Origin of the sequence: Streptomyces sp. NPDC049837 (genome assembly GCF_040674455.1) — a bacterium.
In the GTDB taxonomy this organism is placed as follows: Bacteria; Actinomycetota; Actinomycetes; order Streptomycetales; family Streptomycetaceae; genus Streptomyces.
In genome coordinates this window covers 55,884-75,071 of record NZ_JBFAMP010000004.1, presented here as the reverse complement: position 1 = coordinate 75,071, position 19,188 = coordinate 55,884, and the positions used below count along the sequence as shown (strand labels likewise).

General features: G+C 74.3%; 14 protein-coding genes, 2 tRNA genes, 1 other RNA gene and 1 pseudogene. 10 read left to right on the top strand and 8 right to left on the bottom strand.

All coding sequences use genetic code 11. The annotated features are described in order from the left end of the window. Positions 1–17: 17 nt before the first annotated feature. On the top strand, positions 18–512 hold the full coding sequence (locus AB0J57_RS11725) for a helix-turn-helix domain-containing protein (protein ID WP_366127891.1): 495 nt from the start codon (positions 18–20) through the stop codon (positions 510–512). A gap of 12 nt (positions 513–524) precedes the next feature. Here the strand turns inward: AB0J57_RS11725 and AB0J57_RS11720 are convergent, their stop codons facing one another. Continuing rightward, entirely contained in the window at positions 525–1,994 is a 1,470-nt protein-coding gene (locus AB0J57_RS11720; RefSeq protein ID WP_366128495.1) for a PLP-dependent aminotransferase family protein, read from the bottom strand. A 182-nt stretch (positions 1,995–2,176) separates the two neighbouring features. Between AB0J57_RS11720 and AB0J57_RS11715 the strand changes: the two are divergent. Further along, positions 2,177–2,779: pseudogene (locus AB0J57_RS11715) on the top strand (methyltransferase domain-containing protein); the annotation flags it as partial. Positions 2,780–3,002: 223 nt separating this feature from the next. On the opposite strand, the gene AB0J57_RS11710 reads toward AB0J57_RS11715, so the two are convergent. Both AB0J57_RS11710 and AB0J57_RS11705 read right to left on the bottom strand, forming a co-directional pair. Beyond that, positions 3,003–4,328 carry a DUF6596 domain-containing protein gene (locus AB0J57_RS11710; protein ID WP_366127890.1) on the bottom strand — a complete coding sequence of 442 codons (1,326 nt, stop codon included), beginning with the start codon at positions 4,326–4,328 and terminating at the stop codon, positions 3,003–3,005. 6 nt (positions 4,329–4,334) lie between these two features. Further along, the gene (locus tag AB0J57_RS11705; protein ID WP_366127889.1) at positions 4,335–4,751 is read right to left on the bottom strand and encodes a YciI family protein; all 417 of its coding nucleotides are present in this window, start codon (positions 4,749–4,751) and stop codon (positions 4,335–4,337) included. Positions 4,752–5,215: 464 nt separating this feature from the next. Between AB0J57_RS11705 and AB0J57_RS11700 the strand changes: the two genes are divergently transcribed. Both AB0J57_RS11700 and AB0J57_RS11695 read left to right on the top strand, forming a co-directional pair. Beyond that, entirely contained in the window at positions 5,216–6,454 is a 1,239-nt protein-coding gene (locus AB0J57_RS11700; protein ID WP_366127888.1) for an LPXTG cell wall anchor domain-containing protein, read from the top strand. Positions 6,455–6,557: 103 nt separating this feature from the next. Beyond that, entirely contained in the window at positions 6,558–7,349 is a 792-nt protein-coding gene (locus tag AB0J57_RS11695) for a DNA-formamidopyrimidine glycosylase family protein (RefSeq protein WP_366127887.1), read from the top strand. A gap of 138 nt (positions 7,350–7,487) precedes the next feature. Here the strand turns inward: AB0J57_RS11695 and AB0J57_RS11690 are convergent. Continuing rightward, a tRNA-Ser gene (locus tag AB0J57_RS11690) sits at positions 7,488–7,575 on the bottom strand. Positions 7,576–7,705: 130 nt separating this feature from the next. On the opposite strand from AB0J57_RS11690, the gene ffs reads away from it, so the two are divergent. The 6 genes from ffs to AB0J57_RS11660 all read left to right on the top strand — a co-directional run bounded on the left by ffs (position 7,706) and on the right by AB0J57_RS11660 (position 16,271). Continuing rightward, an RNA gene (ffs, locus tag AB0J57_RS11685) (signal recognition particle sRNA small type) lies at positions 7,706–7,804 on the top strand. A 59-nt stretch (positions 7,805–7,863) separates the two neighbouring features. Next, complete coding sequence (locus tag AB0J57_RS11680; protein WP_366127886.1) at positions 7,864–10,125, top strand: DNA polymerase III subunit gamma and tau; 2,262 nt, start codon at positions 7,864–7,866, stop codon at positions 10,123–10,125. A 61-nt stretch (positions 10,126–10,186) separates the two neighbouring features. Further along, positions 10,187–11,437 (top strand): phosphoribosylamine--glycine ligase, encoded by a 1,251-nt coding sequence (purD, locus tag AB0J57_RS11675; RefSeq protein WP_366127885.1) that lies wholly within the window; start codon positions 10,187–10,189, stop codon positions 11,435–11,437. 279 nt (positions 11,438–11,716) lie between these two features. After that, the gene (locus tag AB0J57_RS11670) at positions 11,717–13,615 is read left to right on the top strand and encodes a hypothetical protein (protein ID WP_366127884.1); all 1,899 of its coding nucleotides are present in this window, start codon (positions 11,717–11,719) and stop codon (positions 13,613–13,615) included. Positions 13,616–13,769: 154 nt separating this feature from the next. Next, positions 13,770–15,230: a N,N-dimethylformamidase beta subunit family domain-containing protein gene (locus AB0J57_RS11665; RefSeq protein WP_366127883.1), complete on the top strand. Its 1,461-nt coding sequence runs from the start codon at positions 13,770–13,772 to the stop codon at positions 15,228–15,230. Positions 15,231–15,371: 141 nt separating this feature from the next. Next, complete coding sequence (locus AB0J57_RS11660) at positions 15,372–16,271, top strand: phosphoribosylaminoimidazolesuccinocarboxamide synthase (protein WP_366127882.1); 900 nt, start codon at positions 15,372–15,374, stop codon at positions 16,269–16,271. 60 nt (positions 16,272–16,331) lie between these two features. Here the strand turns inward: AB0J57_RS11660 and AB0J57_RS11655 are convergent. From AB0J57_RS11655 to AB0J57_RS11640, 4 genes are all read right to left on the bottom strand, one after another. Beyond that, positions 16,332–16,404 (bottom strand) — tRNA-Gly (locus AB0J57_RS11655). A gap of 21 nt (positions 16,405–16,425) precedes the next feature. Continuing rightward, positions 16,426–17,040, bottom strand: coding sequence for a response regulator transcription factor (locus AB0J57_RS11650; RefSeq protein WP_366127881.1), 615 nt, complete (start codon positions 17,038–17,040; stop codon positions 16,426–16,428). Next, positions 17,037–18,407 (bottom strand): histidine kinase, encoded by a 1,371-nt coding sequence (locus AB0J57_RS11645; RefSeq protein WP_366127880.1) that lies wholly within the window; start codon positions 18,405–18,407, stop codon positions 17,037–17,039. Before AB0J57_RS11645 ends, AB0J57_RS11650 begins: the two co-directional genes overlap by 4 nt. Before the next feature lie 13 nt (positions 18,408–18,420). Beyond that, positions 18,421–19,179, bottom strand: coding sequence for an ABC transporter permease (locus tag AB0J57_RS11640; RefSeq protein WP_366128494.1), 759 nt, complete (start codon positions 19,177–19,179; stop codon positions 18,421–18,423). Between the last annotated feature and the right edge of the window lie 9 nt (positions 19,180–19,188).

Sequence of the window (19,188 nt, the reverse complement as noted above, 5' to 3'; positions counted from 1 at the left end):
CTGTTACATTACCGTCGATGGAACTGCTCGGCACCCGCCTCCGCCACCTGCTGGACCTGCTCGACGGCGACGTCGCCGCCGTGTACGCCGACCTGGGCCTCGCGGGGTTCCGCCCGCGCTACACGCCCGTGGTCCGGCTGCTGGCCGCCGACGGCCCGCGCGCCATCCGCGACATCGCGGCGGCGACCGGGGTCACGCACTCGGCGGCAAGCCAGACCGTCGCCCAGATGGTCAAGGACGGGCTCGCCGTCCTCGCCCCGGACCCGGCCGACGCGCGCCGCCGGGTGGCCCGCCTGACGCCGGAGGCGGAGGCGCTGTTGCCCGTGCTGGACGCCGAGTGGACGGCCACGGCGGCAGCGGCGGCCGCTCTGGAGGCGGAGCTCCCGTACCCCCTGGGCCGCCTCATCGACGAGACCCTCGCCGCCCTGTCCCGCCGCCCGATGCGCGACCGCATCGCGGACGCCCTGCCGCCGGGGGCCGGCTCCCAGGGCGCCCTGCCGCCGGAGGCCTGACGGCGACGCCGGTCAGCCGAGTGCTTCGCCCACGAGCCGCACGCCTTCCGTGACGGTGCCCGGCAGGCCGGCCGCGTAGCCCATCACCAGGCCAGGTGGGCAGGGGAGTTGGGCATGCCACGACAGGGGGTGCACCTTCACGCCCCGGGCCAGGGCCGCCGCCGCGAGCCGCGTGTCCACCACCTCGCGTGCGCCGAAGGTGACCGTCAGGTGCAGCCCCGCCGCCGCCCCGTGCACGACCGCCCCCGGCAGGTGCCGCCCGATCGCGGCGATCATCGCGTCCCGCCGCTGCCGGTGCCGCCCGCGCACCAGGCGCAAGTGCCGCTCCAGGACGCCCGATTCCATGAGCCGCGCCAGGACGAGCTGCGGCAGTGCCGCGCTCCCGAGGTCCATGAACCGCTTGGCGTCCACCAGTGCGTCCCGGTACGCCGGCGGCGCCAGCACCCAGCCGATCCGCAGCGCCGGAGCGAGCAGTTTGGACACGCTGCCGGCGTAGATCACCCGGTCCGGGAGCATCGCCCGGAGGGCCGGCACCGGGGCCCGGTCGTAGCGGTGCTCGGCGTCGTAGTCGTCCTCGACGACCAGGCCGCCCTGCTCGGCCGCCCAGCGCATCAGGGCGCGCCGCCGCTCGCCGCCGAGGACGACGCCCATCGGGAACTGGTGGGCCGGGGTCAGCAGCACCGCCGGTGCGCCCACCGCGTGCAGGGCGTCCACGCGTACGCCCTCGGCGTCGACCGGCACCGGCGGCGTGGCCAGGCCACCGGCGCGCAGGTGCTGCCGGGTGCCGAGGGAGCCCGGGTCCTCCACGGCCAGCTCGCCCATGCCGTCGGCGCGCAGGACTTGGGCGATGAGCCCGAGCGCCTGGGCGGTACCGGAGACGATCAGCACCTCGGCCGGGTCGGCGCGGATGCCCCTGTTGCGGGCCAGCCACGCGGCGACGGCACGGCGCAGCTCGGGCGCGCCCCGGGGGTCGCCGTAGCCGAGGGCGGCGGCGGGGAGGGAGGCCAGTACGGCGCGTTCGGCGCGCAACCAGGCGGCGCGCGGGAAGGAGGTGAGGTCGGGCAGGCCGGGTGAGAGGTCGATACGGGCGGGTGCGGCGCGCAAGGCGTCGTAGATGTCGGGTCCCGGTTCACCGGGTCCGTACAACTCCCGCGTACGAGGCGGGTCCTGCCGCTCCACGACCGGCACTCCCAGCGGCGCCGCGACGACCACCGTGCCGCCCCGCCTCCGCCCGGCGACGTGCCCGTCCTCGCCCAGCCGCCGGTACGCCTCGGTCACCACGCCCCGCGATACGCCCAGTTCGGCGGCGAGCACCCGCGTCGCGGGCAACCGGCTCCCCACCGGCAGCCGCCCGTCGGCGACCGCGTCCCGCAGCCGCGCCGCCAGCCACTCCGCGAGCCGCCCCGGCGGGGCCTGCGCGACGTCGAGCTGGAGGAAGTCGACCGCCCTGACGGGCGTTCCGCCGGCGGACACCGCGGTCACGGACGCCCCGTCCACGGACGTCCCGTTCACGGACGTCCCGTTCACGGACGTCCCGTTCACGGACACCGGGTTCGCGGACGTCCCGCCCCCGGAGGCCCCGCCCCAGGACCCGTTTATGGCCCCCTCTTCAGGACCTTCTTTGGACCTGTTCACGGGACCATCGTGCCGCCGAGGCTCTGATCATGAGCACCCGACCACCCAAGGCCGCCACGGCTGCCACGGCCGCCATGGCCACGTACGTCCACGGCTACTCCCCGTACGAATCGCGCCGCCTCGGCGCGCAGGCCGACACCCTCGCCGCCCTCCTCCACTCGGGCACGGCCTACCCGCCCGGCAGCCGGGTCCTGGAGGCGGGTTGCGGTGTCGGCGCCCAGACCGTGCACCTCGCGCTGTCCAGCCCCGGCGCCCGGCTCGTCTCCGTCGACGTCTCCGCCGCCTCCCTGGAACGGGCACGCGCGCGCGTGGCGGCGCACGTACCCGGCGCCCGGGTGGAGTGGCATCAGGCGGACCTGCACGAACTGCCCTTCCCGGACGGCCACTTCGACCACGTCTTCGTGTGTTTCGTCCTGGAGCACCTGCCGGACCCGGGGCGCGCCCTGACCGCCCTGCGGCGGGTGCTGCGCCCGGGCGGTACGGTCACCGTGATCGAGGGCGACCACGGCTCGGCGCTCTTCCACCCCGACAGCCACCACGCGCGCGTGGCCATCGACGCCCAGGTCCGCCTCCAGGCGGCGGCGGGCGGTGACGCGCTGGTCGGGCGACGCCTCCAGCCGCTGCTGTCGGCGGCCGGGTACGACGACGTCGTCGTCCGCCCGCGCACGGTGTACGCCGACCGGACACGGCCGGCGCTCGTGGAGGGGTTCACGCGCGGCACGTTCATCGCCATGGTCGAGGCAGTCCGGGACCGGGCGCTGGCGGCGGGCCTGGTCACTCCCGCCGACTGGGACCGGGGGATCGCCGACCTGTACCGCACGGCGAGCGAGGACGGCACCTTCCACTACACGTTCTTCAAGGCGACGGCTGTACGTCCGGGCCCTCCTGACGGTCCTGACCGTCCTGGCCCTCCTGGCCGGCCCGGTCCCGGTCCCGGTCCCGCAGGCGGGCGGCCCGCGTCCGCAGGTAGCGGGCCTCCGGCACGCTGAGCGTGCGCGCGGCGGCCGCCTGGTAGGCCGCCAGGGCACCCTCGGTGTCGCCCGCCCGCTCCAGCAGGTGCGCGCGTACGGCGTCCAGCCGGTGATGACCCGCCAGCCGCTCCTCGAAGGACCCGAGTTCCACGAGCCCGGCCTCGGGCCCGTGCGCCATGGCGAGGGCCACCACGCGGCTCAGCTCGGCCATCGGGTCGGGTTCGGGGGCGCGGCGCAGCAGCAGGTCGTAGAGCGCCAGGATCTGGGGCCAGTCGGTGTCCTCCGGCCGCTCCGCCTCGTCGTGCAGCGCGGCGATGGCCGCTTGGAGCTGGTACGCCCCGGCCGGTCCCTCCGCCAGGGCCTCCTCGACCAGGGCGGTGCCCTCACGGATGGCGTCCCGGTCCCAGAGGGCGCGGTCCTGCTCGTCCAGCGGGATCAGCTCCCCGTGCGGCCCGGTGCGCGCCGCGCTGCGGGCCTCGGTGAGCAGCATGAGCGCCAGGAGCCCGGTCACGGCGCCCTCCCGGGGCAGCAGGCGGCGCACGGCGCGGGTGAGGCGGATGGCCTCGCGGGCGAGGTCCGCGCGGTGGAGTTCGCGACCGGAGGTCGCCGTATAACCCTCGTTGAAGATGAGGTACAGCACCTGGAGGACGGCCGCGAGCCGCTGGTCGCGGTCCTCCGGCCGGGGCGGGCGGAAGGGCACGCCCTTGATCCTCTGCTTGGCCCTGCTGATCCGCTGGGCCATGGTCGCCTCCGGGACCAGGTGGGCGCGGGCGATCTCGGCCGTCGTCAGGCCGCCCACCGCGCGCAGCGTCAGCGCGATCTGGGCGGCCGGCGTCAGGTCCGGGTGGCAGCACAGGAACAGGAGGGTGAGCGTGTCGTCCTCGGACGGCGCCCGGCCCTCCCCGGACGCGCCTTCCCCGGGCGGCGGCGCGGTGAACGCGTCGCGGGGTGCGAGCGCCGCCTCCGCCTCCTCGCGCCTGCGCCGCGCCTCGTCGGCCCGGAGCTGGTCCATCAGCTTGCGCGACGCCACCCGGATCAGCCACCCGCGCGGGTTGTCCGGCACCCCGTCGCGGGGCCACTGGCGCGCGGCGGCGAGCAGGGCCTCCTGTACGGCGTCCTCGGCGGGGTCGAAGTGCCCGTACCGGCGTACGAGCGCGCCGAGGACCTGCGGGGCGTGGTGCCGCAACAGGTCCTCGACGTCGTGGTTCACGGTGCCTCAGCAGATGTCGGTGCCGTTCTCCATGATGGGCCGGATGACGACGGGGTACTCGGGCGCGCCTGCGGGCTGCGGGCAGCGGGCGACGCGCGCCGCGATCTCGGTGACCCGGTCGAGGCTCGCGCAGTCGAGCACCCAGTACCCGGCGAGCACCTCCTTCGTCTCCCCGTACGGCCCGTCCGTGATGACCGGCCGGCCGTCCTCGCCCAGGCTGACGAGGCGGGTCCGGCGCGGCTCGGCGAGCCCCTGGCCGTCGACGAACTCACCCGACTCGGCGAGGTCGTCGTTGATCTCCTGCATGAACGCGAACATCGCCTGGATCTCCTTCTCGCTCCAGGCGGGGCTGTGCGCGGAGGCCTTGCCGCTCATGGCGTCGTAGTCGGCCTGCGTGCCCTGCACCATCACCAGGTACTTCATGATGCCGGTCCTTTCATGGGGTGCCTCGGATGCCTCGGAGGCTCATGGATGGCGTTCACATGGGACGTCGGACCCGGCGACCCGTTCTCGACACAGTGCTTCGGTCTCGGCTTCGGCCCCGGCGAGAAAAGCCTCACAGAAACACACCGGGCACGGTGAGCAACTGCCCCTCTTGGCCGCGTTTGTCGCTCGCGCGGAATGCGGGGCGCGCCCGAAGGAGGGATATTGCCCCTCCACACCCCCCGAGCCGGTCATACGATCATCGCCGGTCGTGGTGTGCGAGGTTGTCGTCGTCCACAGCGGCCGCTTCCGCTTTCCACCGCTCGGCCGCCAGACCCAGCCCCAGATCACAAGTCCCAGCCCGAGCCTCCAGCCCGAGCCTCCAGCCCGAGCCTCCAGCCCGAGCCTCCAGACCAAGTCTCCAGACCTTTCCGACCAAAAGGGCTCCTGTGAAGATTCGCCGTATGCTCGCGACGGCTGTCGTCGCCGCCGTCACCACGCCCGCCGTGCTGCTCTCCGTCACGCCCGCGTACGCCGAGGTGCCGCCGCCCGTCGGCAGGTCCTTCGCGGGCAACGCCGCCAAGCCCTCCCTCAAGGAGCTGGAGAAGGCGGCGGCCGAGGCGCAGAAGGCGTACGACGCCGCCGTCGCCGAGGAGGTCGCCGCCCTCCAGGCGCTCATCGACGAACAGTCCGACGAGGCACCCCTCGCCGTGGCGGCCGTCACGGCGGCCAAGGAGGCGAAGGCCGCGGCCACGGCCAAGGAGGCCGCCGACAAGGCGCTCGCCGAGGCCCAGGCCGCCCTGAAGGAGCTGCCCGAGACCGCCACGGAGGCGGAGAGGGCGCAGGCGGAGAAGGACGTCGCCGACGCGCAGGCCGCCGCCGAGGCCGCCGCCCGGGCCAAGGACGCCGCCGACGCCAAGGCGGAGGCGGCCGACACGGCGCGGGACGACGCGCTGGTCGCCGCGTCCCGGCGCATTCACCTGGCGCGCCAGGAAAAGGCGAAGGCCCTCGCCGCCAAGGAGGCCGCCGACAAGGCGCTTGCCGAGGCGCGCGAGGAGGCCGAGGCGGGCGCGTGCGTCGCCGAGGACCGGCTCACCGTCACCGCGACCGGCCTGCCCGCGAAGGTCACCGCCGGTACGACGGTCGACTTCACGGTCCGCGTCACCAACGGCACCGACCGGACCCTCGACGAGGTCTGGCCGTACGTGGAGGTCGAGGCGGGCGGCGACCTGCTGGACGTCCAGTGGTCCACGGCCGCCTCCCCGGCCTGGCAGGACGTGGACGCCGACCACTACGCGGGCGCCGTCGACAAACTCGCGCCCGGCGCCCACGCCGACGTAAAGCTGCGCGTGAAGACCGACGCCAAGACGCCGGCCGGCCCCGGGGTCGCCTCCCTCGCCGCCGACTACGCCAACGACGACAAGTCTTGCGGTGGGACTCCCGAGTTCTACGAGTACGCCTTCGACGTCGTCGCCGCGTCCACCACCCCGGCCCCGACCACCACCCCCACCGCCACACCCGACCCGCAGCCCCAGGGCACGACGTCGCCCCTCCCCGTCACCACGACCCCCTCCCCCGGCACCCTCGCCGCCACCGGTGCCTCCTCCGCCACGCCCCTCGCCCTGGCGGCGGGCGCGGCCGTGGCACTGGGCGCGGGCACGCTGTTCGCCGCCCGCCGCCGGAAGGCCACCACGGAGCGCTGACGAACCCCGAGGGGCCGGCCCGACCCCGGGTCCGGCCCCTCTTCCCTCATGGGAATCCGGCGCGACATCCTGGACCTGTCCGCCGGATCGAAGGACGTACGCCATGCCTGAGCTGCCGGACGTCGAGGGCTTCCGGAAGGTGCTGGAATCCTGCGCGAAGGGCAGGGTCATCGAGCGCGTAGACGTGCGCGACGCGGGCGTACTGCACGGGGTGAGCACGCGGCGGCTGCGCGACGCTCTGGAGGGCCGGCGGTTCACGGAGGCGGAGCGGCACGGCAAGTGGCTGCTCGCCCGCACCGACGGCGGCCCCACCCTCATGCTGCACTTCGGCATGACCGGGCTTCTGGTCTGCGGCCACCCCGACGACGCGGCGGAGCCCCACGACCGCGTCCTGTTCACCGTCGGCGCCGGCCGGCAGCTCCGCTACCGCGACCAGCGCAAGCTCCAGGGTCTCTGGCTGGCCGCCGACGACTCCGCCGTCGAACGGCTGCTGGACCGCCAGGGACCCGACGCCATGGCGGTGGGCCGTGCGGAGTTCGAGGCCGCGCTCTCGGCCCGCCACGGCCGCGTCAAGACGGTCCTCACCGACCAGTCCGTCCTGGCCGGACTGGGCAATCTGCTCGCCGACGAGATCCTGTGGCGCGCCGGACTGCGCCCCACCTGCCGGGCGAACGACCTCACCGAGGCCGAACGCCGCCGCCTGTACACCCACATGCGGCGCACCCTGCGCTCCGCGGTCACCGCCGGCCGCGTCCCCCCACGCGACTCCTGGCTCACCGGCCACCGCGACGACCCCACCCCGACCTGCCCCCGCTGCCACGGCCCCCTGCGCCGCTCCCGCATGGCAAGCCGCTCCACGGTGTGGTGCCCCCGCTGCCAACCGGACGAGTCATGAGCCCCCGCCCCGGCCGGATGCTCCCGGCAGCCGCCGCCGGCCTGCCGGTCCTCGTCCGGACCTTCCAGTCCGCCTGACCCGCGAAACCGCGTACAAAGCCAGAGGGCCGGACCGCTTGTGCGGTCCGGCCCTCTGGGCTGGCGGAGGATACGAGATTCGAACTCGTGAGGGGTTGCCCCCAACACGCTTTCCAAGCGTGCGCCCTAGGCCTCTAGGCGAATCCTCCGCCGCAAACAATACAAGACGTTGAGGAGTGCTCGCGAACCCGTTCCCGCCGGGGACCTCCCAGGGCGGCTGTGGGTGCCGGCGGGGGCCGGGGGGTGGCCCGGGGGGCCCGTGGGATCGGGTAGGCTGGGCGCAGCCCCTCACGTGGCGCTATCTGACTGAACTCCCCCAGGGCCGGAAGGCAGCAAGGGTAGGTCGGCTCTGGCGGGTGCGTGGGGGGCGCTTGCGTTGGCGGGGGAGGGCCGGTGGGCCGGGTCGATTGTCGGTGGGGCCCGATATCGTCGTAAGGGTGTCGTCCCTTGCGCTGTACCGCCGCTATCGTCCCGAGTCCTTCGCCGAGGTCATCGGGCAGGAGCATGTCACCGACCCGTTGCAGCAGGCCCTGCGGAACAACCGGGTCAATCACGCGTACCTGTTCAGTGGGCCGCGCGGGTGCGGGAAGACGACCAGTGCCCGGATCCTGGCGCGGTGCCTGAACTGTGAGCAGGGTCCCACGCCCACACCGTGCGGGGAGTGCCAGTCGTGCCAGGACCTGGCGCGGAACGGGCCGGGGTCGATCGACGTCATCGAGATCGACGCCGCATCGCACGGTGGCGTGGACGACGCCCGTGAGCTGCGCGAAAAGGCGTTCTTCGGGCCGGCGAGCAGCCGGTACAAGATCTACATCATCGACGAGGCCCACATGGTCACCTCGGCGGGCTTCAACGCCCTGCTGAAGGTGGTCGAGGAGCCGCCGGAGCACCTCAAGTTCATCTTCGCGACGACCGAGCCCGAGAAGGTCATCGGCACCATCCGGTCGCGTACGCACCACTATCCGTTCCGGCTCGTGCCGCCCGGGACGCTGCGGGACTACCTGGCCGAGGTGTGCGGCAAGGAGCAGATCCCCGTCGAGGAAGGCGTGCTGCCGCTCGTCGTGCGGGCCGGCGCCGGGTCGGTGCGTGACTCGATGTCCGTGATGGACCAACTGCTGGCCGGCGCCGCCGAGGACGGTGTGACATACGCCATGGCCACGGCGCTCCTCGGCTATACGGACGGCTCGCTGCTCGATTCGGTGGTGGACGCCTTCGCCGCCGGGGACGGGGCCGCCGCGTTCGAGGTCGTCGACCGGGTCATCGAGGGCGGCAACGACCCCCGGCGGTTCGTGGCCGACCTGCTGGAGCGGCTGCGCGACCTGGTGATCCTGGCCGCCGTGCCGGACGCCGCCGAGAAGGGGCTCATCGACGCGCCCGCCGACGTGGTCGAGCGGATGGCGGCCCAGGCGTCCGTGTTCGGGGCCGCCGAGCTCAGCCGGGCCGCCGACATCGTGAACACCGGGCTCACCGAGATGCGCGGGGCGACCTCGCCGCGCCTCCAGCTCGAGCTGATCTGCGCGCGCGTGCTGCTGCCCGCCGCGTTCACCGACGAGCGGTCGCTGCTGGCCAGGCTGGACCGGCTGGAGCGGGGCTCGGTGGTCCAGGGCGCCGCGTTCCAGGCGACGGGGCCGGGCCCCGCCATGGGGTACGTACCCGGGCCCGAGGCCCACGCCCAGGTGCCGCCGGTCGTGCCGGGCGGTGGACCCGCCGCCGCCCGCGCGGCGGTGCGGGGGCCGGGGGACGACGCCCCGGCGCCGCAGCCCGGACCCGCCGCCCCGGCGCCCGCCCAGGTCGCGCCCCCCGCAGCGCCCGCGCCGCCCCCGGAGCCGGCTCCCGCGCCACCGGCCACACCGCCGGCCACACAGCCCGCCGCATCCCGGCCCGGGGCGTGGCCCTCCGCCGCCGCGCCCGGGTCCCAGGAGTCGGCCGGCCGGCCGGGTGCCTGGCCCTCCTCCGCGTCCGCGCGGCCCGCCGCCCCGGCGCACCAGCCGGAGCCGTCGGCGCCCGCGCCCACAAGCGCCCCCGCCCCCGCCCCCGCTCCCGGTATGGCCCAGGGCGCCGCCCAGGTGCGGAACATGTGGCCCGACATCCTGGAAGCGGTCAAGAACCGCCGCCGCTTCACCTGGATCCTGCTCAGCCAGAACGCCCAGGTCGCCGGCTTCGACGGCACCACCCTCCAGTTGGGCTTCCTCAACGCCGGCGCCCGGGACAACTTCGCGAGCAGCGGCAGCGAGGACGTCCTGAAGCAGGCCCTCGCCGAGCAGTTCAACGTCCAGTGGAAGATCGAGGCGATCGTCGATCCGTCGGGCGGCTCCGCGCCCCCGCCCCAGTCCGGCGGCGGAGGCGGCGGCTTCACGGGCGGCAGCGGCGGAGGCGGCGGCGGTGGCTACGGCGGCGGGCGCCCGCCCCAGTCGCCCGCGCCCGGCCCGCAGGCCGCCCCCCGCCCCGTACAGCAGACGTCACAGCAGACGCCGCAGGCCCCGGCCCCCCGGCCGGCGCCCTCGCCGGCCCCGGCACCGGCTTCCGGGCCGTCCGGGACGGAGCCCCCGAGGGCGCCCGCCGCCCGGCAGCCGGTCAGGCCCGAGGACGACATGCCGGAGGACGACGACCCGGACCTCGTCGACTCGGCGCTCTCCGGCCACGAGCTGATCGTGCGCGAGCTCGGGGCGACGGTGGTGGAGGAATATACGAACGAGTAGCGGAGGCGTCCTCGGTGGCCCGCACAAAGATCGCCCCGCTCCGCGGGCTACCCTGGCTGGCGTGAAGGTCCTCGTCATCGGCGGCGGCGCCCGCGAACACGCCCTGTGCCGCTCTCTCTCCCTCGATCCCGACGTCACCGCTCTGCACTGCGCGCCCGGCAACGCCGGAATCGCGGAGGTCGCCGAGCTCCACCAGGTCGACGCCCTCGACGGCGACGCGGTCGCCCGCCTGGCCACCGGCCTGGAGGCCGACCTGGTCGTCGTCGGCCCGGAGGCACCGCTCGTCGCCGGGGTCGCCGACGCCGTACGGGCGGCCGGCATCCCCTGCTTCGGCCCCTCCAAGGAGGCCGCGCGGTTGGAGGGCTCCAAGGCGTTCGCCAAGGACGTGATGGCCGCCGCCGGCGTCCCCACGGCCCGCTCGTACGTCTGCACCACCCACGACGAGATCGACGAGGCGCTCGACGCCTTCGGCGCCCCGTACGTCGTCAAGGACGACGGCCTCGCGGCCGGCAAGGGCGTCGTCGTCACCAGTGACATCGAGCAGGCTCGCGCCCACGCCCGCTCCTGCGAGCGCGTGGTCATCGAGGAGTACCTGGACGGCCCCGAGGTCTCCCTCTTCGCGATCACCGACGGCACGACCGTGCTGCCGCTCACCCCCGCCCAGGACTTCAAGCGCGCACTCGACGGCGACGAGGGCCCCAACACCGGAGGCATGGGTGCGTACTCGCCGCTCCCCTGGGCCGACCCCAAGCTGGTCGACGAGGTCATGGCGACCGTCCTCCAGCCGACCGTCGACGAGCTGCGCCGCCGCGGCACTCCCTTCCAGGGACTGCTGTACGCGGGCCTCGCGATCACCTCGCGGGGCGTTCGGGTCATCGAGTTCAACGCCCGCTTCGGCGACCCCGAGACCCAGGTGGTCCTGGCCCGCCTGAGGACGCCGCTCGCGCGGGTCCTGCTGCACGCCGCCAATGGCACTCTCGACAGCGAGCCGCCGCTGAACTGGCGTGAGGACGCCGCCGTCACCGTGGTGGTCGCCTCGCACAACTACCCCGGCACGCCGCGCACCGGTGACCCGATCGAGGGCCTGGACGAGGTCGCGGCGAAGGACGCGCCCCACGCGTACGTCCTGCACGCCGGGACCAGGCGGGAGGGCGACGCCGTCGTCAGCGCGGGCGGCCGCGTCCTGTCCGTCACCGCGACCGGCAAGGACCTCGCCGAGGCCCGGGAGCGGGCGTACGCGGCGGTCGGACGTATCCGGCTTGACGGCTCGCAGCACCGTACGGACATCGCGCGCAAGGCCGCCGGGGCGTGAAACCCCGGGCGATCGCGCGAGTGAACCGCGCGGTTCGCCGGACCGTCTTCACCTTTGCCCAAAGCCATTCCATCGAGTGACGGCTGACCCATCCGGATGACGCCTGCCGATGCCCCAACTAGGGTGCCGCGCAAGCGTTCCGGCACTTGGCCCACCGGCATTGCGATGTCAGTGGTGGGTGCCACAGTGGGGGAGTGACCAACACCGCTGCGAGGCAGTCCGCCGCAGGGCAGAAGGGGGTGACGTACGGCCGTGTCCGATTCCGGTACTCGTTTCGGAATGGGTGAGGAGCTGGGCGCACGGGCCGCGCATGCCCGGGCCCTGGCCGTGCTGCGGGTGCGCGGCAGGGCGCTGGCCGTGGCGCTGCTGCCCGCCGCGCTCGCCGTCGTACTGCTGGCCGGTGGCGCCACGGGCCATCTGTCCGGCGCAGGCTGGGACGCCGCGCGCTGGGTGGTGTCGGTGTTCGCGGTCGTCGTGCTGCTGGCGGCCGCCGTGGTCGCGACCGTGATCGCGCGGGCCCGCCCGGCGCTCACCCCGACGGTCGAGATCCCCCGGGAGTCGGCCCCCGACCTGTACCGGATGGTGCAGGACCTGGCGGGGCGGCTCGATGTGCCGGTGCCGTCCGGGATAGCGCTGACCCCGGACTGCGACAGTTGGCTCGAGGACCGTACGCACCCGGCGCACGGCATACCGGGCGTGCCCGGCGTGCACCGCTCCGACACCCCGCCCGTCCTGGTCATAGGGTCACCGTTCCTCTGGTGGATGCGGGTCGCCGAGCTGCGGGCGGTGCTGGCGCCGGTCGTCGCCGGTACGGGACCGTCCGCGCACCCCGACATAGCGGCGGCCCGCCGTTTCGTCCGGGGCCTGGACGCGGCGGTCGCGGCGGCGGACCGGCCGGGGCTCGATCCGGTACGGCGCCTGGGGGCGCGTCTCGTCGGCGCCGTGGTGCGGGTGCTGCTGCGCAACTGCCGGGTGCACGCGGCCGAGATGGAGCGGGCCGTGGCGGCGGCCGCGTCGGAGCGTGCACAGGCTGTGGATTACGGTCTGCGGATCGTCGCCCAGGAGCAGGTCGGGCTGGCGTACGCGGGCTGGGACCGGCTGCTGACCCGGGTCGCCCTGCCCGCCTGGCGCATGGGCCGCTGGCCCTCCCGGCTGGACGCGGGCGTCGTCTCGGCGCTGACCGAACTGTCGCGCCGGGACCGGCTGGCGGAAGGGTTCGCCTCCCGGCTGGGCGAGCGGCCGGCGTGCGACCTGCTGGAGGAGCCCGGGCTCGTCGACGAGGCCACCTCGCTGCTCGCCGCCCGCCTTTTCCACGGCGGGCCGGCGGAGGCGGGCCCCGGCTGGGCCCCGGTGGACTGGCAGCAGTACCCGGACGAGGTCGTCGACCGCAAATGGCGTACGGAGGCGGCCCGCCTCCACCGGGTCCTCGACCGCCTCGGCGTCGACCGGGACGCGGAGGCGACGCTGGCCCGGGTGATGGACCACCTGGCCACCGCCCACACCGGCGAAACGCTCGCCGCCGCGATCACCGCCGAACTCTCCCGCGAGGCCACCACCGGCCCCCCGGCGCCCGGCCCGGCTCCCGTACCCGCTGCGGCCCCCGCGCCCGAAACGGCCCCCGCGACGGCCGACGCCCCGGACCCCGGCGTGACCACCCCCGAGCCGACGCCCGAGCCGGACACGCCCCGCGCCCCTGCCCCGGACGCCCCCACCGCCGCCCCCGCGCCGCCCGAGGCCCCCACGCCCCCGGCCACCCCCGCGCCCCCGGCCGCCCCAACCCCCGCGCCCCTCCAGCCCCCCGTACCGCCACCCACCCCAACCCCCACCACCCCCACCACCCCACCACCCCCCATATCCGTCCCCGGCGACCTGGACCATGCCGCGTGGGGGCCCGGGGGCGACGCGCTGCCGTTGTTCCCGTTGCAGCCGCCGCGCAGTGGGCGGGAGCTGCTGGCCGACCACGTGACCGCCATGGTCTGCTGCGCGGCCGTCGACACGGCGGGCGCGGCACCCGGGCTGGACTGGCTCGACGGGCCGACCCTGCTGGTGGGCGGCAAGCGTCACCCGGACCTCGCCGCCCGGGTGCTGAGCCTCATAGAGGACGCCGATCCGGAGCCCCTCCGCTCCTGGCTGGCGACCGTCGGCGTACGCCCCGAGAAGCCCGTACGCCTCGTCTGACCGACGTGGGGCGGACGCGCGACCGGCGCGCCAAAACCGGAATGCCACGTTCCGTTCTCGCCAATTAACGACGAACGGTGACGGAGTGAGTGCGTTATGTGATGTGCTGGAGACCGGCACTGACAGTCGCGGGGGAGTCGAGGGAGGGGCGCACATGGGGGCGGAACAGATTCGGCGGTGGGAATCGGGAGCCCTCGCCCATGCCGTCACGGACCCGTTCGGCCAGGGGCCGCTGCCCTGGCTCCGCGGCAGCGAGCAGTACTTCGGCGACACCGGCCAGGTCGTCCCCTGGTACGCCGACCCCGCCCTCGCCCGCGGCGGGCACGGCGGACCGCGCTCCGCCGACGACGTACGCCGGCAGATCAAGGGTTTCGCCTCCACCGGCGCGGTCGCTCCCGGTGAGGCGATCGACTTCCACATCACCGTGGACCCGCCCCAGCAGTTCTCGGTCGACATCTATCGGATCGGGCACTACGCGGGCGACGGCGCCGCCAAGATCACCACCAGCCCGCGCCTCTCCGGCATCGTCCAGCCGCCGCCGCTCACCGCCGACCGGACGGTCTCCTGCCACCACTGGTGGCTCTCCTGGCGGCTCCAGGTGCCGTCCTACTGGTCGATCGGCGCCTACGTGGCGGTCCTCACCACCCTCGACGGCTACCGCTCCCACATCCCCTTCACCGTCCGCGACAGCCACCCCGCCGACCTGCTCCTGCTCCTCCCGGACATCACCTGGCAGGCGTACAACCTCTATCCGGAGGACGGCCGCACCGGCGCCAGCCTCTACCACGCCTGGGACGAGGACGGCCGCCTGCTCGGTGAGGAGGACGCCGCCACCACCGTCTCCTTCGACCGCCCCTACGCGGGCGCGGGCCTGCCGCTCCACGTCGGCCACGCCTACGACTTCATCCGCTGGGCGGAGCGGTACGGCTACGACCTCGCCTACGCCGACGCCCGCGACCTGCACGCCGGCCGCATCGACCCGACCCGGTACCGGGGCCTGGTCTTCCCCGGCCACGACGAGTACTGGTCCGTGCCCATGCGGCGCACGGTGGAGCAGGCCCGCGACCAGGGCACCTCGCTGGTGTTCCTGTCCGCCAACACCATGTACTGGCAGGTCGAGCTGGCGCCGTCGCCCTCCGGCGTCCCGGACCGGCTCCTCACCTGCCGAAAACGCCGGGGCCCGGGCAAGCCCACCCTGTGGCGCGAGATCGACCGGCCCGAGCAGCAGCTCCTCGGCATCCAGTACGCGGGCCGGGTCCCCGAACCGCACCCGATGGTCGTCCGCAACGCCGAGCACTGGCTCTGGGACGCCACGGGTGCCGGCGAGGGCGACGAGCTGCCCGGCCTGGTCGCCGGCGAGGCCGACCGGTACTTCCCGCGCACCGCCCTCCCCGAGCACCGGCGCCGCATCCTGCTCGCCCATTCCCCCTACCGGGACGGCGAGAACAACGTGCGCCACCAGGAGACCTCCCTCTACCGGGCCCCGTCCGGCGCCCTGGTGTTCGCCTCGGGCACGTTCGCCTGGTCACCGGCCCTGGACCGGCCGGGTCATGTCGACCTCCGTATCCAGCGCGCCACGGCCAACCTCCTGGACCGCATCTGCAAACGGGACTAGAACCCCCCTGAAAGGCTCATCCCGAAGATCCTTCCTGAAGATCCCGCACGTTCCACACGCTCCGCGAGACCCCTGGCCAAAGCCCCGGCTCCCGCATGCGGGAGAATCGGAGTCGATTGGACAGAACCACGGGGAGGAACCGTGTCCGGATTCGTCGAAAAGCCCGAACCCGTCGAGGTCCCGGGCCTGGTGCATCTGCACACCGGCAAGGTGCGCGACCTGTACCAGAACGAGGCGGGCGAGCTCGTCATGGTCGCCAGTGACCGCATCTCCGCCTACGACTGGGTGCTGCCCACCGAGATCCCGGACAAGGGGCGCGTCCTCACCCAGCTCTCGCTCTGGTGGTTCGACCGGCTCGCCGATCTCATCCCCAACCACGTCATCTCCACCGAGCTGCCCGCCGGCGCCCCCGCCGACTGGGCGGGCCGCACCCTGATCTGCCGGTCGCTTCGCATGGTCCCGGTCGAGTGCGTGGCCCGCGGCTACCTCACCGGCTCCGGCCTCGCCGAGTACAACGAGTCCCGTACGGTCTGCGGCCTCGCCCTCCCCGAAGGCCTCACCGACGGCTCCGAGCTGCCCGCGCCGATCTTCACCCCCGCCACCAAGGCGGCCGTCGGCGACCACGACGAGAACGTGTCGTACGAGGAGGTCGCCCGCCAGGTCGGCCCGGAGACCGCCGCCCAGCTCCGCCAGTCGACCCTCGCGATCTACTCCCGCGCCCGGGACATCGCCCGCGACCGGGGCATCATCCTCGCGGACACCAAGTTCGAGTTCGGCCACGACGGCGACGGCCTGGTCCTCGCCGACGAGGTGCTGACGCCGGACTCCTCGCGCTTCTGGCCGGCCGACGCCTGGGAGCCGGGCCACGCGCAGCCGTCGTACGACAAGCAGTACGTCCGCGACTGGCTGACCTCGCCGGCCTCCGGCTGGGACCGCAAGAGCGAGCAGCCGCCCCCGCCCCTCCCGCAGCAGGTCGTGGACGCGACCCGCGCGAAGTACCTGGAGGCGTACGAGCTGCTGACCGGCCACTCCTGGCAGTGAGCCGGTAAGCGGAGTGAACGAAGAAGCCCCCCGGCCGACCGGCCGGGGGGCTTCCATCTGAGCGGACGACGAGGCTCGAACTCGCGACCTCAACCTTGGCAAGGTTGCGCTCTACCAACTGAGCTACGTCCGCATGCGCCGTAGCGCGAGACCACTATACCCAACCTCGCTCCCGCGCGAGACGTGCCGCCGCATGACGGTTCTCGGCGCCCAGCTTCGAGGCGGCCGACGACAGGTAGTTCCGTACCGTCCCGGGCGACAGGGACGCCCGCTCGGCGATCTCCGCGATGGGCGCCCCGTCCACCGCCAGCTCCAGCACCTCCGCCTCCCGGGCGGTCAGCGGGGAGTCCCCGGCGGAGATGGCGTCGGCGGCCAACTCCGGGTCGACGTAACGGCTTCCGGCGTGGACGGTGCGGATGATCTCGGCGAGCCGCTGGGCGCTGACGGTCTTCGGTACGAAGCCCCGCACACCCGCCGCGAGGGCCCGTTTCAGGTGCCCGGGACGCCCGTGCCCGGTCACGATCATGGTCCGGCAGCCGGGCAGCTCGGTCCGCAGCGATGTGGCGACCTTCACACCGTCGGCACCTGGCATCTGGAGGTCCAGCACCGCGACGTCCGGCCGGTGCGCCCGCGCCATGGCGAGCGCCTCGGGCCCGGACGCCGCCTCGGCGACGACGACGAGATCGTCCTCCAGCCCGAGCAGGGCGGCCAGGGCGCCCCGTATCAGGTGCTCGTCATCGGCCAGCAGTACGCGTACGGGGGCGGTCACCGCGCCCCCTCCGGCACCGAGGCGCCCTCCTCCGGCACCGAAGCCCCCTCCGCCGCCGAGGCTCCGTCCTCCAGGACCGGGGCCCCGACCGGCACCCGTGCCGTCACCCGGAACCGCCCGCCGCTCACCCGCCCGGCCTCCAGCGTCCCGTCCAGCGCCGCCAGCCGCTCCCGCAGCCCGGCCAGCCCCGACCCGGTCCCAGGACCCGAACCGGCCCCGGCGGAAGAACCACCGTCCACCCCGTCGTTCTCCACCACCAGCACCACGCACCTCTCCTCCGCACCAACCGCTCCCGACCCCGGCCCCGACCCCGGCACCACTCCCGGACCCGGCCCCCGCACCGACACCGACACCGTGCACCGCCGGGCGTCCCCGTGCCGCAGCACGTTCGTCGTCCCCTCCCGCACCACCCAGGCGAGCGCCGACTGGACCCGCGCCGGCAGCTCCGCCTCCGCAGAGGCCTCCGCCGCGTCCACCGTGCACGCGATCCCGGCCGCCGCCAGCACGCTCCGCGCGCCCTCCAGCTCCGTGTGCAGATCGGCCTCCCGGTAGCCGCGCACCACGTCCCGCACCTCCCGCTGGGACTCCTGGGCGATCCGCTGCACCTCGGCCATCTGCTCCACGGCCACCTCCGCCTTGCCCCGCCGGGCGAGCTGCACGGCGAGCTCGCTCTTCAGGGCGATCACGGACAAGTTGCGGCCCATCACGTCGTGCAGGTCCCGCGCGAACCGCAGCCGCTCCTCCGCGACCGCGAGCCGAGTCTGGAGCTCCCGCGCCGCGTCCAGCTCCCACACCGCCCGCAGCAGCCAGCCCGAGAACCCGCTGGTGAACGCCAGCATCAACCCGCCCATCAGGAACCCCACCGCGAACCCGGCCGCCTCCCCTCTGGACAGCCCGAGCGCCAGGCTGAACAACGCGACGCCCGCCCCCGTGGCCAGCACCAGGTACAGCATGTGCCGCACCTTGGCCATGCACAGCACCACCGAGGCGACACAGAAGCTGAGCGCCCCGATCACCACGGTGCCGGCGGTCCCCATGTCCTTGTCCAGCGCGCCGAACCTCCACAGCGCCAGCGCCCCGGCCGCCACCACCACCGACAGCGCGCCGTGCGCCGCGATGAGCCGGTACGGGCGCTCCCGCCGGCCCACGGTCCAGTCCAGCGCCCGCGACGACAGCACCCCGCCCAGCACGGCGTGGCCGCACGTCAGCAACAGGAGCCAGCCGCCCAGCGGCTGCGGCGCCCCGGTGAACGCCCGCAGCCCGATCGCGCCGATCTCGATCAGCACGAACAGATGGAACGACCAACGGGTGTAGAGCTCGACCTTCTCCGGGTTGCTCCGCCGGCTCCACCAACCAGTCAGTCCCACGTCCCGCTCCCCCTCAGCGCCGTGGCTCCCAGCGGAACCACCGTTGCACAGCAAACACCGAGATCACCGTCCAGGCCAGCGCCGTCAGCGCCGCGCCCACCAGCTCCTTCGCATCGCCCCCGCCACCCAGCCAGCCGGCCCGTACGAGCGTCATCACGCCCGACAGCGGCAGCAGTTCGCACACCGAGGCGACCCTCTCCGGGAGTATCTCCAGCGGGACGAACAGCCCGGATCCGAACGCCGAGATCAGGAACAGCGGCATGGTGGTGATCTGGGCGCTCTCCACGGTCCGGGTGACCGCCGCCGTCGCCCCGGCGAGCGCGATCAGCATCACCACACCGAACAGCACGCCGCCGGCGAAGAGTTCGGGCCGCTGCGGCGCGCCCACGTCGAAGGCCGCCACGCCCGTCACCACCATCAGCACGGTCTGCGCCACCGCGAGCACCACGGCGGGCAGCGCGGTCCCGGCGAGGATCTCCCGGTCGGACGCCTCGCCCGCGCGCAGCCGCTTGAGCACCAGCTCCTCGCGCCGCGCCACGTACGCCGAGACGAGGTTGAGGTAGACGACGAGGATCAGCATCATCACCACGCCGCCGCTCAGCGCCGCCTCAAGCGCGGTCATCCCGACCCGGTCGAGGTCGACCCGGTCGAGCGAGGACCGCAGCACCCCCACCATCAGCACGGGCATCAGCAGCGCGGTGAACAGCGCGTACCGGTTCCGTACGAGGAGGGTCAGCTCGGCCCGCCCCAGCGCGCCCATCCGCGCCGTCATCGTGGTCGC